Below are 15,130 nucleotides of genomic sequence, written 5' to 3'. Positions count from 1 at the left end.
ATATTTGGTGCTGCGATTCTGGCGTTAGATGCAGGCCGTTGCGCCGACCGAGCGTTCAGATTCCGATACCGGCTTCGAATTGGTTGCGGTGCTTGGAAACGAATGCCTGAACGGTCATGGGTGGCTTCCCTGTGAGTCTCGCAATAACATCGTCTTCGCCGGAAAAAATTCCGTCCTTGTAGTCAAGGGCGATGGCACAGAAGTGTTGAATTAGAAATTCCGGCAGGCCCGCATTCTCCAGGCGCTCGCGATATTGTGGGATGGTCGATGGCTGATAGATAATCTTGCGACCTAAGACCTCGCTTACCGCTGCGGCGATTCCGGACTAATCAAGCTCGACCGGTCCATGGAGGTTGTAGGTTTTTCCGGCGTGTCCATCCGGGGCAGCGAGTATTGTCGCGATCAGGCGCGCCTGGTCCTCCGCTGCAATCGGCGCATGGCGACCCGCTCCATACGGCAGGTCGATGATGCCTTGTTCGATAATCGCTGTGCGTGAGTGTGGGTACAACAGCCATTGCGAGAAGAAGGTGGGACGAAGATGTGTGGTGGGAACACCCGACCGGTCAAAGATGCGCTCGGCAATCCAGTGATCGCGTGCTGCGTGGCTTTTTGAATCCTCTCGCGCAGAGATCTGCGACATATTGACGATGAGCTTCAGGTTTGCCCGCCTGGCCGCGTCGGCAAAATAGGCCGTTGCTGGAATGATCCCTGGGCGAACCGGATAGCAGAAGTACGCTGCACTGACGTCGGCCAGCGCCCGGATTGCATCGTCATGGACCAGGAGATCGCCGACAACCACCTGGGCGCCCATGATCCGCAACGCTTCTGCGCGACTATCGTCCCTATGGACCAGGGCTCGAACGGCAAGCTTTTGGTCAAGAAGACACTGGACCGTGTAGCCGCCTGTTTCACCGGTGGCTCCAGATACCAGTACGAGATCTGTGCTCATGACTTTCTTCCTCTCTCAGGTTGTATGGATGGCGAAATGACTGGCATTCTTTGCGGAACGCCGGTCCACTTCGCCAACATGTGTAAATGCACATAAAAGGGCGAATCATTGCTCAAACGATATTCGCGAATGCTTGTCGTGCCGAGCTTCTTCTGCGCAATGAACAAATCCCGGATACCACGGCGGCTTCGAGGGTTGCGAGGACGACAGGGTGTCGGCTGCGGGAGATGTGCATGTCGAGCACTTTATATGTGCAATTGCACATGTGTCAATGTTAATCAAGCATTCCTGTGGCGAGGAGGGGCGACATGCAGCTGCGTACGGCGCCACGACTCCTCAGGTTTGTTCGAGGCGAAAAGCCGTGATGCCCGGCAGTTGAGGGGATGATCTCGACGCGCGCCTCTCCGTATCGCTTGGCAGCAGCGTGAGCCGCTGCCACACAAGCCGGAAGGTCACGGTGCCGTGTTCAGCGGCGCCTTTACCATTCGATACGGTGCTTTTCCTCGGTCTCCCGGTGGCGCTGTTCGTCAGGCGTGTGCAGGTAGGGGTTGGTGCTCGTCAGCGACGCGTGCCGCAGGTTGTCGCGCACAGTCCGCAGATCGGCACCGCCGTCGGCCATATGCGATCCGGCGGTGTGGCGCAGCCAGTGTGCGGAGGCCTGTTCGAGCAGATCCGCCTGTGCTGCGAATCCGGCGCCGCGCAGCCGGAGCCGTTCGGCCGCGCCGGCAAAGATGCCCTTGACGATCGTGTGCAGCGCGGCGCGGGTGAGCGGCTTCATCGATTTGCCGAGCGGCAGTACGAGCGGCGTCTCCTCATGTCTTGAAGGCAGGGCGGACAGGCCGCGCTCACGCCGGTAGCGCCCCAGTTCCACCATCATTTCGGCAGAGGCGGGTACCAGTCCCTCCTTGTCGCCCTTGCCCAGAACCTCGAGCCACCAGCGCTCGTGACCGTCGGCATCGCGGCGGCAGAAGAAGCATCCCATCGTGTTGCCGCCGACCTCGGAGATACGCAGGCCGCCCAGATAGAAGAGCGTGAACAGCCAGCGCGCGCGCAGGTAGCGCTCGCGCTCTCGGGGCGAGTCTTTTGGCAGGCTGTCGATATGGTGCTTCACTTCGTTCCACAGCTCGCGGTCGAGGTAGCGGGTGATGCGGGGTTTTGAACGGCGGGTGCGCTGGCGCGAAAGCGATAGCGGGTTGCCCGCCAGGTAACCGGCTTCGACGAGCCACGCGAACAGCGCGTTGATGATCACCATCGCCTGGTACTGGCTGCTTGGCCGGAGCGTCCCGTAGAACGGACGCCAGCGCGGGTCCTGGCGCGGGTACTTGCGTCCGGCGTCGGCGACCCAGCGCGCGTGGGGCTGTGGGTCTTTCAGGAATTGCCGGAACAGTTGCAGATCTTCGTGCGTGAGCGACGACAGCGGCTTGCCCAGTTGCACGATCGCCCACAGCAGCAGCCGCTCGGCTTCCTTGCGGTAATTCTCGAAGGTCGTCTTCTTGTCGGCGACGCGCGCAAGCCACGCACGCACTGCGGCCAGATCATCGCGGGCGGCGATCTGCGCGTGGCCGTGCGCGCGGTTGGTGCCGTCGCGGCCGTCGAGATCGGCGGGCAGCTCGAGCGCGTCAAGCGGGCGCGGGGCGATCAGGACAGTTTTCATGGGCGTGGGGAGCGGCGCGGGCGGATTCGGGGTGTCACGCGGCGAGTGTCGCACCTCCGCCATATAATTTCAACATTATACGGTTAATGTCAAAATTACGCGGAGGTAGGGTTAGGAAATAGCCGGTTTACGTAGTAATATTCCGCAAAATTCACCGGTGAAAATCCTCATGAGCGACGTGCTGTCCCCCGACGCGGCGCTGGCCGCCGAGATCGAGCGTCTGAAGGCGACGTTTCCGAAGACGCGCGAGCTGTATCGCGAGGTGTGCGCGCTGCTGTTCTTCCGTCACGGCATCACGCCGACCGCCAACCGTCTGTATCAGCTCGTCCGGCGCGGCAGCATGGGCACGCCGACCGCCGTGCTCGGCGAGTTCTGGGCGGAACTGCGCGAGAAAAGCCGGGTACGCATCGACCATCCCGACCTGCCCGCCGATCTCGGTGCGGCCGCCGGCGAACTGGTCGCCACCCTGTGGACCCGCGCGTCCGCGTCAGCGGAGGCGGCGCTCGACGGGTTGCGCATTGAAGTCGAGGCGCAGCGGACCGAGGCGCAGCAGTCGGTCGTCGCGGCCCGCGACGAACTGGGTCGCACCGAGTCCGCGCTCGAGCAGCGCACCGCCGCGCTGCTGGCCGCACAGGTCGAGGTCCGGGAACTGGACAGGGTGCAGGCCGAAGGGCATGCGCAGCGAAAGGCGCTCGAGGGGGAAGTGGCGCGCCTCAGGGCGGCGCTGGCCGCGCGCGATCGCGAACTCCATGCGGTGAGGGAAGGGTTTTCGCGCGATCTGGCTAAGCAGCGGGAAGCGGCGGAACGCGCAGAGGAGCGGCTCAGAGCGTCCGAAAAGCGCGCCCTGCTCGAGATCGACCGCGAGCGAAGTACCGCAACGAAGCTGCTGAAGGAGCTGGACGAAGCCACGCGTCGCGCGGACCGGAAGGACGCCGATCATCGCCGCGCATTGGAAACCCTGCAGGCGCAGCTGGGCGACGCGCGCCATCAGGCGGGCGTGCTGCAGGGGCACCTCGATGCAATCCGGGCGGCCAACAGCGCGTACGTGCAGGAACTCGAGATGCTGCGGCGCCAGCCGCTCACTGCGCCCGCATCACGCCCGGGAACCGGGGCGCGCCGGAGCTCGCCGCAGTCAAAAGGCGCAGTCGGCAAAACCGGGTCACCCGCTCGCAAGCGACGTGCATCGAAGGGTGCGGCGACATGAAGAAGGCGCCCGGAAGGCGCAGGCCAGCGGTCTGCCCGCCAATCGGTGCGTTGATGCAATATGGCGAGCGGACGGTGCGGGTCGTTGCCGAGGCGAGCGGCCAGCGCGCCATCATCGAGTCGGTCGGCGACGACGGCCGGATTTTTCGCAGTAACGTGAAATGGACGAACCTGCTGGCCCTGACTGGGCAACTGTTCTGAAACACGACACGCCAGGCGCCGGCACGAGTCAGGTAATTGTCTCCGCGATGCGGAGAGTTTTGTTGGCCAGATCCTGCGCGGCCTTACGGCGCCTGGTTTGCCGGGATGTGCGGCGTCCTGTAAGGTGTCAGGCTGGGCGACGCAGGTGGGGCGATTGACGTGCGCTCTTCGACAGAAAGGAAAATCATGAACAAACAGGAACTCGTTGATACGGTCGCGACAGCAACCGGCAACAGCAAGGTGGCCGTGGCGGCTGCCGTCGATGCGATCATCGGTGCAGTGACGGGCGCGGTCGCGAACGGCGAAGCGGTGCAGCTGATCGGGTTCGGTACGTTTGCCACCGGTGCGCGCGCGGCCCGGGTTGGCCGTAATCCCGCCACCGGAGCTGAAATGCAGATCGCTGCGGCAAAGACGGTCAAATTCATGGCGGGCAAGGCGTTCAAGGATGCGGTCAATGGCGTGTGACCGGATGACTGGCACCGTTTCCTGACTCGGGAGTTCCAGCGAGCATGAATGCACTTACGCCCATACCGCTCCTGAATGAAGTCCGGGAGCTGATTGATTCGGCGCGTGAGCGCGCGGCGGCGGCCGTCAATGCTGAACTGTCGCTGCTGTACTGGCGAATTGGACACCGCATCCGGGCAGAGGTGCTGGGCGGTGCACGTGCGGAGTACGGCCGGCAGGTGATCGCATCGCTGGCGGGCGCGCTTACCGCTGAGTATGGCCGCGGCTGGAGTGAGCAGCAGTTGCGGCACTGCCTGCGGGCCGCAGAGATTTTCCAGGACGAGGCAATTCTCTCCGCAGTGCGGAGAGAATTGAGCTGGACGCACATCAAGACGCTCATGTATGTCGACGACCCGCTAAAGCGCGAGTTTTACCTTGAGCTCTGTCGGCTCGAACGCTGGTCGTCCCGGCAATTGCAGGAGCGCATGGATTCGATGCTCTTCGAGCGCAGTGCGATTTCGCGGAAATCCGCAGACGCGATCCGGCATGATCTGGCGCAAATACGGCAGGAGCGGCGCGTACAGCCGGACGTGCTGTTGAAAGACCCGTATGTGCTGGACTTCCTCGGCCTGAACGATCACTACCTTGAAAAGGATCTCGAAGACGCCATCCTGCGCGAGATGCAGCAATTCCTGCTTGAACTCGGCGCTGGCTTCACATTTGTGGCCCGCCAGAAGCGGCTGCAGATTGATAACGATGATTTCTACATCGATCTGCTTTTCTACAACCGCAAGCTCAAGCGCCTCGTGGCAATCGAACTGAAGCTTGGCTCATTCAAGGCTGAATACAAAAGCCAGATGGAACTGTATCTACGATGGCTGGCGAAACATGAGCAGGAACCGGACGAACTGCCCCCGCTTGGCATTATCCTTTGCGCCGGCAAGAAACAGGAGCAGATCGAACTGCTCGAACTGGACAGGAGCGGCATTCACGTCGCTGAATACCTGACCGTGCTGCCTTCCCGCGAGACCTTGCAGGCCAAACTTCACCAGTCCATCGAGGCAGCGCGGCTGCGGTTGCGGGCCAAGCCGGAAAAATGAGGTTTTAGCGTGCTGCCTTCGGCGCTGAGCGCGGAACCGCTGAGACATAAGCCCGGAACGATGAACGGTTTGCAGCGAAGAGTCGCGCTCAAAGCAATGCACGAATACGGCCGCGACCGCCGCCGCTACTACTCTTACTTCGAAAACGCTCTTACTTTTACTTCATCGGACGATGGTCGCCGATGGCACCCGTTGCACGAACGCACGCAGCGCGGTGAAGCCGGTGCGGCTATAGGCGCGCGTAAGCGTGATAGGAAGCGACCGGTTGGCCATGCAGTAATAGAAAACGGAAAACAAGTGGCTGGAAAGCCGCGCGGGGTCTCGGGTCGAGTCCCGCAACCCCGGATTTAGGGCATTAAACGCAGTGATGATAATAGCAGTTATCAACACTGGCCACCCGCAATTCCTCGTCAGTTCTCACCCGGGCCGCCGTCGGCCTTCGCCACCAGATCCTTTACGCTCGCACCGGACGGAACCCCGATGCGGGCTGCGGTTGCATGGCGGCGGACCGAGGGGTAGGGTGGCGGCATCGCGAACTTTGAAAAAGGAACGAAACATGAACAAGCAGGAACTGGTGGACGCCGTCGCCGCCGCGACGGGACAGAGTAAGGCGGCCGCAGCCGAGACGATCGACGCGTTCATCGGGACAGTGACCAAGGCAGTCACGAAAGGGGACGCCGTTCAGCTCGTCGGCTTTGGCTCGTTTTCGACCGGGGCACGCGCCGCGCGCGTGGGACGTAATCCTTCTACCGGCGCCGAGATCCAGGTCCCTGCGGCGAAGACCGTCAAGTTCACCGCGGGCAAGGCGTTCAAGGATGCGGTCAACGCGAGGTGACAAGTTCGAGATCGCGCTGGACCTTGATGCGGGTCCACTGCGCAACATGAGGCGCGAGAACGAGTCAACCCGGGACGGCCGCTGGCAGTTGGACGAAAATGGAGCGAACGAAAGTTGTGGCTTTCATACCCTTCATTTCCGGACAGATGCTTTTTAAGAGGCGTCACCGTGTGGGCCCTTCGCGCAAGAGGCAGCTAAGCGCGCCGGAACAGTGTTGCTCGCTGGTTCTGCAGGATGCCCGTCGCTGGGTTAGAGGGCGGTCAGTTATCGTCCGACCGGGGCGGAAGGTGCTCGTGCGAAGCGGGCTCGGCGGCGTCGGCGTCGGGAACGTGGTCGTCAGAAGAGACGGGTGCCGTGCTGGGTGGCGCTTCGCCCGTCGCGCCGGGCGATGGCCGTGCGGGATCGGGGACGGTATCGGAAGGATCGGTAGACATGCTGGGCTCCTGAGGTGACGGACGGCGTCTTTAGCAATATAGGCGGCTCAGCGAGACAAGGGAGCAGAACTGGCCGGCAGTGAAGGGGCGGATAGTTGGGGCTATCCGCCCCTTCGTTTCTGGACAGTCGACAGCCGCGCGAGCGGTCTTCGGGAGAGGTAGCCAGCTCCGGGAGCCGGTGGCGGCCAGGAGGGCGAAACTGTTGGAAGCCTGGTGCGGTCTTGTGTCTCACGATCGGCCGTCGCCGCCTTAACTTGGCCGCCGCATGCATCTTAACCGAGGCGAAACTCGCGGTGGCTGTCGCCGTCGTGCGGTCACTTACGCGGTGCCAGGGAAACATCCCGACGTTGGCTCCGGCGTGCGCCGATTGCGCGGCTGCCGGGAGGATCGGATAGGGTGGCGACGTCACCTCACCATCCGCTGCAAGGAAAAACATGAACAAGCAGGAACTCGTTGATTCCGTCGCCACCCGGACGGGCACTACCAAGGCTGAGGCGGCTGAGACGATCGATGCGATGATCGCCACCATCACCACGACGGTCACGCAGGGCGACACCGTGCAGCTGATTGGATTCGGCTCGTTTTCGACCGGGAAAGGTGCTGCGCGGACCGGCCGGAATCCAGCCACGGGGGCGGAAGTCCACATTGCCGCGGCGAAGACGGTCAAGTTCACGGCGGGCAAGGCATTCAAGGATGCGGTGAACGGTGCCGGCGGCTGAAGGAAGCGGCCAGCAGACCGTTCTGCCCTTATCGTCAGTGGTTGAGCGGATGCGGCGCTGGCGAACCACGGCCAAAGCAAATACCGTATGACAATACTTCAGGTTTGCTGATCGCGGGCTCGATGCGGCCTCGTGATAAAGGCTGCTAATGTGCCGACCTGTGAGAGGTTTTCGCCGTATGAGACTATCCGTGAGGCGTGTCTCGCGGGTATCTCGATTTAAAGACACGCACTTGGCCCGATGTCGAGGCCGCGTTGATCCACGTCTGACCGATCCCCCGCTCACGTCCGGTGAGGCTCGGTGTCCGGTATCTTGCAGCGGCATTCGACGATCCAGGTCGGCTGGTCCCGCCTCGACCTCCACATGCGCCTGCCGTGTCTGGTGGCCGGAAGAAACACAATCTCCAAAAGGTTATAATATTGCGCTATTAAAAACGGATGCCGATCGGGGGCTGTGTGAAGGAGACGGTACTTAGAAAACTGTTAGTTCATCACCAACTTGAGCCGTATATTCGTCACATTCGATTCCCGCAGTATAAAAACGTTGTTCCTTTTACCCAGATCGACTTCACCTTCCCCATCACTGCGCTGGTGGGCGCGAACGGGACCAACAAGAGCTCTTTGTTACGGGCGCTATACGGTGCTCCAGGGAACAATAATCTAGGCAATTACTGGTTTTCCACAGAGACAGACCCAATCGTTGAAGGCGACAACTTTCCGAACTGTTTCGTTTACGGTTACCGGAATGGACATCTAGGTCGGGTGGTCGAGGTGCTTAAGACCCGCGTTAGAAAGGAGGGGGATCCCGACTACTGGGAGCCGTCGCGTCCGATCCGACGATACGGAATGGCTGGAATGCCGGCACGCGACCCCGCAGATCCGAATCGTTTACAGACCCGCTGGAAGACGATCGCGAAGGACGTAGAACTCATCGATTTCCGGCATGCTCTGAGCGCGTTTGACCGCTACTTCTACTATGGGGACTTTTCTCAAGAACGTACCTTTGCAGAAAAAAAAGCGTTCATCAGGGGGCGAGCTCCGCACTTGAAAGGCGCTATAGATAGCGCCAACGAAAGTTATATTTACTATTGCGAGAGAGTCGTCGGAGGCGAGAATGGTCCCCTCACGGACGAAGAGACTAGCGCCGTTCGAACCATTTTGGATCGTAGCTACGAAGAAATTCGATTGATCAATCATCGATTCTTCCGGCTGGAAGGTCTAACGGCCCGCATTGCCGATCCAAGCTTTAGATATACAGAAGCATTCGCTGGTAGCGGAGAGTTCGCCACTGTCAATCTGGTTACGAAAGTGATGCGTGCAAAGCCTCGCTCCTTGATATTACTCGACGAACCGGAGGTCTCACTGCATCCCGGGGCGCAGGAGCGTTTGCTTGATTTTTTGGCTGAACAGGTTGTCCAGCACAAGCATCAGATAATATTTACAACGCATTCGCCAGCGCTAATCCGTGGTCTGCCACCAGACGCAATCAAGGTGTTGGCAGTTGAGAGCGGCAGCTCTCGGGTAGTACTGGCGGCACAACGAGCAATGCCCGAGGAGGCGTTTCTCCAGATAGGCGAGCCCGTGGTCGGTTTTAAGACGATCTTGGCGGAGGATCGACTTGCGATCGAGATCGCAAGGAGAGCCTTACGTGCCCATGCGCCACAACTTTTGAGCCTGTTGAAGTTTCGATTTTTCCCGGGGGGCGCTTCTGTGCTGTTCAACCACTATTTGCCCCCGTATTCTGCTGAAAAGCGGAATGACGTGCTCTGCTTGCTAGATGGCGACCAGGTCCCCCAAAAGCCTTGGCCCGACGACAGGGCCGTGCAGTTGCTGATAGACGAAGAACTTGGGCCTCTGGTGAAAGATCTCTGCGATAGTGATGTTAAGTTTCCAATAGATAGTGGCACCGCCGAGGAAAAAGCTACGCAGTTAGCGGATGGGCGGCGTGCGTTTCTCGGTTGGTGCTTCCGTTATGTCCGATATCTGCCGGGGGGTAATAACCCCGAAGCCTTTGTCCTGTCAAAGGTGGGACTCGCTGACGGTACTGATCCGAAATTGCGCTTTGCTAAACTCGCCAGGCAAAGTCTCGGTCTGGTTGATAACGAGGATGACCCAAACCGAGAGGAAATTTTCAACGAGCAGCGTAGGAGAGTTGCGGAAATCGCCGACGGCGATGCAGACCTGCTCAAATTGGCGGAGACTATCCGAGCATTCGTAGTTGCTGACAAGGCATAACTATGTCGATCCAAGTCATTGATTTTTTTTCGGGGTGCGGAGGAACAAGCGCTGGTTTTCGCGCGGCCGGACTCGAGATCCTCGGTGGACTGGATATTGATCCTGAGGCCGCGGCTACTTTCAGGGAAAATTTCCCATGCGCCACTTTCATTGAAGGCGATGTCCGCGCGTTAGCGCCAGATGTCTTGAAGCCTGTCATCGGCGCTCGGGAAAAGCCACTTCTATTTGCAGGTTGCGCACCATGTCAGCCGTTCTCTCGGCAAAATAAGACGACGACGCGTACGGACCCGCGAAGGACCTTGTTGAAGGAGTTCGGTCGATTCGTTGAAGCTTGGCTGCCTGAGTACGTTTTTATCGAAAACGTTCCTGGTATGCAAAGATTTCGGCGCAGCGGTCCGCTGCATGCCTTTCAGACTCTGTTGCGAAAGCTCGGGTATCAATTTGAATGTAGCGTTGTTCCAGCGCTTTGGTATGGAGTACCTCAAACGCGAGAACGTCTAGTCCTCGTTGCAAGTCGGCAAGCTACCGTTCAAATACCGGCGGCCACGCATGGCCCGGGAATGCCCGAAGGGAGCTACACGACGGTAGGCGACTGGATTCGCAATCTGCCTGTCATCGGGGCAGGACAAACGCACGCAAAGGATCCTGATCATGCAGCCGCGGTGCTTAGCGAAACCAATCTTCGCCGCATTCGAGCGACACCCGAAGGAGGTGGCAGAGAGTCATGGCCGAAGTCTCTCTGGCTCGAGTGTCATAAGACGTATTCGGGACATAGTGATGTCTATGGTCGTCTCGCTTGGGATAAGCAGGCGGCAGGCCTTACAACGCGTTGCATCAGCTATTCGAACGGGCGATTCGGACATCCTTCGCAGGATCGAGCGCTCAGCGTTAGGGAAGCCGCGTGTCTACAAACCTTCCCGAGAGATTATCGGTTCATCGGATCGCTGAGCTCGAAGGCGCGTCAGATCGGCAATGCTGTGCCCCCCAAGATGGCGGAAGCGTTCGGGCGGGAGTTTCTCAAAATCAACGAGCCGACATCGGCCGGTATATAGCTGCATTTAGTTGGCATGCAGACGTCCTGCAGGGTTTTGAGCGCTCCGGCTTGTGATGCCCTATGGTGGCATTCGGCGAGCCAGATCGGGTGCGGCATATCCTGTTTGACGGTGGGAAATAGAAGGCGACAGCGGCTATCGAGGAGCATATTGAATCGCTGCGTGTGTCGGTAGGACATCCGTGGATAGAGCGAGGCGCCGCTCGCACCTATGCGCCAATAGCCCTTTTTTTCTGAAGCGCTCGCTAGCATTGAAGGAATGCGATGGTTAAGTTGCCTAATAAGCTGGATTACCTGTGTTTGCAGGGACTATTCGCGGATCTGGACGCCACGCGTGACGATGAGGACGTTACCGTTGATTTTTCGCGGCTAGGCTACGCTACGCCTACTGGGATTCTGGTAGCCGGCTCAAAGCTTCGGGAGTGGGTGAACTACCGACACGCCTGCGGCTACATGTCGGCTTCACAAGGGGTCAAAAGTACCCATGCGGTTCACTCGTATCTCAAGCACCTGGGTTTCTTCGATTTCATTGGCATGGATGAGGGAAACCGTGTGGGCGAAGCTCGGGGCGGGCCGACCTATATTCCGATTACCCGGATATCGCGCCCGAATATCGACGTGAGTTCTGCTAGCCTGGAAGAGTGGTACGCGGCAATCGAGGAAGAAGCGCGACACGTGGCCGGCGTCCTCGCTGGCTCATTCGACGACTCTCAGGCGTTACGCACCTACACCTATTCGATCCGGGAAGTTATCCGGAATGTTTTCGAACACTCGCAAGCGGCCGAATGCTTCATTTTCGCGCAGCGTTGGGCGGACGGGAGCGCCGAAATTGCAATCGTAGACGAGGGTGTTGGCATTGCCCACACCCTTTCCGAGTCACATGGCGTTGCGACAGACGCCGACGCGCTGGCACTGGCTTGTCGCCCAGGCATTTCGCGCACAAGCGGACGTACGGGGGAAGAGAACGTCTACGATAACTCCGGATTCGGCTTGTACATACTCAGCGAACTTGCGGCCAGCTTCGGCTGGTTCATGCTCGGCAGCGGAACGGCTGGTGTCTGGGGACGGCTTCAGGCGCGAGTCGTAGGCGACGTCTCATTCCGCGGCACGTTCTTCAGTATGAAACTCACCACAACGCCGAACGATATGGGTTCGGTGCTAAGGGACATCATCGAGGCCGGGGAGCGTGAGGCGCAATTGGCAGGCATACAGACGCGAGCGTCCGGCCGTTCACGCATTGTCCGATAGGCTAAAGAGGCACGGAAGCACTGTTGAGATCTGGGGCGGAGCATAGATTTACTTCGCTCTACGCGATGCCGCGTCCTCGTGGCGCGCACCGTTATGATGTGGTCAGTCCGAAAGTGGGGCGACGTCTGACGCCATACAGGCGCAGCGCTTTCGAAGCATGGCTGATGCTCGAAGCGCATCCTGCTGCAAAGACGTTGCTTGGAAGGCCTCGCTTCATGGCAGTCGACGGGCAACGCTGCTTCGTCGACTTTTCGGGTACGGTCGTTCTGGCTGCATGGGCACAGAATGCATCGACGCAGGCGCCGACGCCGTATCGGCGATGGCGACGACCGGCACGAACGCCGACGGTGAAGCGGCCATGCCGTCGTTGCTCACGCGCGTTTGCGCCTGCCGATGGAGCCGAACCCATTTACGCAGTTGATTGGCGTTCGCCCCTGCCTTCACGCCAGACCGGACAATGACGCACCGGGCTGCTCGCAGGCTGTAGGCGGTCACTATTAGCGCTAGCCGTGTCCAGTAACGTTGGGAGCGGACGAAAAGTGGGGGAGTGTTCGTTCAACGTCGAACCGCCTCGGGCGATCTGAAGTGCGGATACCGGTCTCGAAAGCAGCTCTCCAATCTTCCATCAAGCAGCTCGACGCGAGTCTGTAGCAGATAGTGAGCTCCCTTCATGGACCAACGCATCTGTTGCCGCTTTGAGAGACGACGATTGATCAAGTGATTCATGACGGACTCTGCTGACGCCGACGACACCCGGCGTCCTTCCATTCTGGCGCGCTGATAGTCGACAAGATCCTTTCTGTTGTGCGCGAGGAATGTGAGCAGACGGACGGTTGCGCGATACGCTGTACCAGAAGCGAGCTGATAGAAGAAAGTCAGTTCTTCCGCAGCGATTGCCAAAGAGGTGGCCAGTGTGCGGAGCATCTCGATTGCCGTGTCGGCCCGACCGCGCCAAAGTGCGTCGCGCGCCCTGACGAGAAGGCGCTGTGATCGCAGCATGATCTCAGGTCGCCTGGAGAAATAGTTGTACGCGCAAATGGAAGATCGAATGGCTTGCATCTTCATGCTGATGTGAAACCAGTCAAGAATCCTGGGCGATACGCGAGGAGCTATGGAAGTCACCAGTGAGCGCATTCCTCGAGCACCATCCGAGATCACATCGATCAAGGTCGTTGGGACCCAACCGCATTGATCGAGCGCGCCCGCCACAAGAACCCGGGCCAAGCTCGGACGCTGCAAGGCAGACACAAATCTTCGGGCCATCTGGCCATCGCGCTCGACCCTGCCGGCGATGACTTCAAACTTTCGAACTTTCTGGAACTGGTTGGCGCTTAACACCGTTCCATCGATCGCGATCCGCAGGTGGCTGGCGCGGTTGCGTTTTCGTCCGCCAGCGAGCCATCCAATCCGGAACTGTTCGTTCTCGACGTACTCTCCGCATTGAACTGTCTCCTTGCGGACTGTAGTGTGTGATAGCCTTGGCAGTCCCGCCAGATCGGCGACGGAACGTGCGGCCTCACGGTATGAAACGGAGGCACCGTGTTTCGCGCAAAGGTATGCTAACTCGGGGGTGCGCCGCGTCGGCAGAAGGGGCTCAATGGAACACTCTGAAAACCGCAGGCTGATAGAGTCGCCGTTGTCATCGTATGGCTCAGGCGTGCACAAGCAGGATACGACTCGCGGCACTTTAACCTGCACTCTGCCAAGTGCCGTCGAAAAGGTGCGGGGACGCCAATCTTTGATGCGCCGATATCGGCCGCATTCTCGACAGTTCCGACGAAGCTTATCGTAGGCATTAATCTGGTCTTGCGTCACGAGTTGTTGCAGCGTAGCCAGTAGTTGACGAGCTTCGGCGAGGGACAACCCGAAATCCGCTGGGGTAGCACCATTCACTGGGCGCTTAACCGAACAAACCGGGACCGGCTGGTCCGTTCCCTGTCGTTGGAGAAGGATTTTCCAGTGCAATTCCATGGCTGTCTCCCCGGTAGGTCAACTGCCGCAGTTTAGACCAGAGCTGGCTCCCCCAGATTTCGTCCACTCCCAAGATTAACGATCTCCAACACCGGCTAAGCGCGGTGGTTCGTGAAGGGGCGGCTGCGCGGTTCTGTATGTTGGCGAATGAGGCGATTCGCCTCGTTCTCCAGCAGCCGAATCATGACCTCCCAACCGAACGGCAGCCCGCTGCGTCAGCGCATGATCGACGACCAGCGCATGCGCCAGCTTTCCCCCAAGACGCAGGCCAACTATCAGCGCACCGTGCGCGAGTTCTGCCGATACCTTGGACGCTCGCCTGATACTTCCACCGTCGGAACCTGCGGGGTTACCAGCTGCATCGATCACGGCACGTCACCGGCGTCGTTGAACTCCGCGATCACCGGGCTGAAGTTTTTCTTCGAGACCACGCTCCACGAAGCGGAATTGATGGCCCGGATGCAACCCGTGCGCGTGCCCCGCACACTGCCCGTTGTACTCCGTCCCCAGGGAGTGGGCGGCTGATCGCCGCAACAGGCAACTTCGAGTACCAGACGGCCCTCTCGGTCGCCTATGGCACCGGGCTACGCGTCAGCGAAATGGCGGGCTGAAGGTCGGAGACGTCGACAGCCAACGTATGACTCTGTGCATCGAGCAGGGCAGGGGCCGGAAGGCGCGCTATGACATCAGCAACTGCGGTTGAATAGATGCGTTAGGATTCCTCCGGGAGTGCGCAACCAGCTCGGACTTGCCACTGGCGATCGAATCGAATTCGTCGCGAACCATGAAACCGGGCGTTATCTAGCATTCCTGCCAACCGGTGCATCAAAGGGCTCAGAGGCATCATTGCGGTGCCAGCCAGCCCGATGTCCGTCGAGGATATGAATGCGGCGAACGCCGAGCGCGGGTTGGCATCGCGATGACCTCGTTCCGCGCGCCTGTGGCAAGCCACTCTTTCGCGATCACGGGAAAGCGAATTACATCCCGTGCCGTGAATCCCGTTCATGGATTGTCATCGGCACCTGTAAATTGATACACGTCGGCACTGAGGAATTGATACACCTCGACGAAGGGATAATGGCCGCTT

The 15,130-nt window shown here is 59.7% G+C and carries 12 protein-coding genes and 2 pseudogenes; 10 read left to right on the top strand and 4 right to left on the bottom strand.

Annotation, left to right across the window (positions count from 1 at the left end; translation table 11 throughout):
• Positions 1-55: 55 nt before the first annotated feature.
• Positions 56-949: pseudogene (locus tag SB753_RS33465) on the bottom strand (NAD(P)H-binding protein).
• A 478-nt stretch (positions 950-1,427) separates the two neighbouring features.
• The gene (locus SB753_RS33460; RefSeq protein WP_410804232.1) at positions 1,428-2,603 is read right to left on the bottom strand and encodes a tyrosine-type recombinase/integrase; all 1,176 of its coding nucleotides are present in this window, start codon (positions 2,601-2,603) and stop codon (positions 1,428-1,430) included.
• A gap of 169 nt (positions 2,604-2,772) precedes the next feature.
• On the opposite strand from SB753_RS33460, the gene SB753_RS33455 reads away from it, so the two are divergent.
• The 5 genes from SB753_RS33455 to SB753_RS33435 all read left to right on the top strand — a co-directional run bounded on the left by SB753_RS33455 (position 2,773) and on the right by SB753_RS33435 (position 6,386).
• Positions 2,773-3,807 (top strand): DNA-binding protein, encoded by a 1,035-nt coding sequence (locus SB753_RS33455; protein WP_410804230.1) that lies wholly within the window; start codon positions 2,773-2,775, stop codon positions 3,805-3,807.
• Entirely contained in the window at positions 3,804-4,007 is a 204-nt protein-coding gene (locus SB753_RS33450) for a hypothetical protein (protein ID WP_211617495.1), read from the top strand. The genes SB753_RS33455 and SB753_RS33450 overlap by 4 nt, the downstream gene beginning before the upstream one ends.
• A gap of 186 nt (positions 4,008-4,193) precedes the next feature.
• Positions 4,194-4,472, top strand: coding sequence for an HU family DNA-binding protein (locus SB753_RS33445; RefSeq protein WP_211617494.1), 279 nt, complete (start codon positions 4,194-4,196; stop codon positions 4,470-4,472).
• A 44-nt stretch (positions 4,473-4,516) separates the two neighbouring features.
• Positions 4,517-5,551, top strand: a complete 1,035-nt coding sequence (locus SB753_RS33440; RefSeq protein ID WP_211617493.1) for a YhcG family protein — start codon at positions 4,517-4,519, stop codon at positions 5,549-5,551.
• Between the two features lie 367 nt (positions 5,552-5,918).
• Positions 5,919-6,386 (top strand): HU family DNA-binding protein, encoded by a 468-nt coding sequence (locus SB753_RS33435; protein WP_410804285.1) that lies wholly within the window; start codon positions 5,919-5,921, stop codon positions 6,384-6,386.
• A gap of 260 nt (positions 6,387-6,646) precedes the next feature.
• Here the strand turns inward: SB753_RS33435 and SB753_RS33430 are convergent, their stop codons facing one another.
• Entirely contained in the window at positions 6,647-6,820 is a 174-nt protein-coding gene (locus SB753_RS33430; protein ID WP_410804227.1) for a hypothetical protein, read from the bottom strand.
• Positions 6,821-7,254: 434 nt separating this feature from the next.
• Between SB753_RS33430 and SB753_RS33425 the strand changes: the two genes are divergently transcribed.
• The 4 genes from SB753_RS33425 (at position 7,255) to SB753_RS33410 (ending at position 12,072) form a co-directional block, all read left to right on the top strand.
• Positions 7,255-7,539 carry an HU family DNA-binding protein gene (locus SB753_RS33425; RefSeq protein WP_410804225.1) on the top strand — a complete coding sequence of 95 codons (285 nt, stop codon included), beginning with the start codon at positions 7,255-7,257 and terminating at the stop codon, positions 7,537-7,539.
• A gap of 455 nt (positions 7,540-7,994) precedes the next feature.
• A complete protein-coding gene (locus tag SB753_RS33420) occupies positions 7,995-9,773 on the top strand; it encodes an ATP-dependent nuclease (RefSeq protein ID WP_410804223.1) in 1,779 nt (592 codons plus the stop codon).
• 2 nt (positions 9,774-9,775) lie between these two features.
• A complete protein-coding gene (locus SB753_RS33415) occupies positions 9,776-10,825 on the top strand; it encodes a DNA cytosine methyltransferase (RefSeq protein ID WP_410804221.1) in 1,050 nt (349 codons plus the stop codon).
• Between the two features lie 263 nt (positions 10,826-11,088).
• Positions 11,089-12,072, top strand: coding sequence for an ATP-binding protein (locus SB753_RS33410; protein WP_410804219.1), 984 nt, complete (start codon positions 11,089-11,091; stop codon positions 12,070-12,072).
• A gap of 555 nt (positions 12,073-12,627) precedes the next feature.
• On the opposite strand, the gene SB753_RS33405 is transcribed toward SB753_RS33410, so the two are convergent.
• Positions 12,628-14,043, bottom strand: coding sequence for an ISKra4 family transposase (locus SB753_RS33405; protein ID WP_410804217.1), 1,416 nt, complete (start codon positions 14,041-14,043; stop codon positions 12,628-12,630).
• Positions 14,044-14,226: 183 nt separating this feature from the next.
• Here SB753_RS33405 and SB753_RS33400 point away from each other — a divergent pair.
• Positions 14,227-14,725, top strand: a pseudogene (locus tag SB753_RS33400) (tyrosine-type recombinase/integrase); the annotation flags it as partial.
• Positions 14,726-15,130 lie beyond the last annotated feature (405 nt).

This window comes from Paraburkholderia sp. SIMBA_053 (assembly GCF_046534895.1).
Taxonomy (GTDB): domain Bacteria; phylum Pseudomonadota; class Gammaproteobacteria; order Burkholderiales; family Burkholderiaceae; genus Paraburkholderia; species Paraburkholderia caledonica.
The sequence above is the reverse complement of the archived record's forward strand: the minus strand, read 5'-3'. Positions and strand labels throughout refer to the sequence as shown.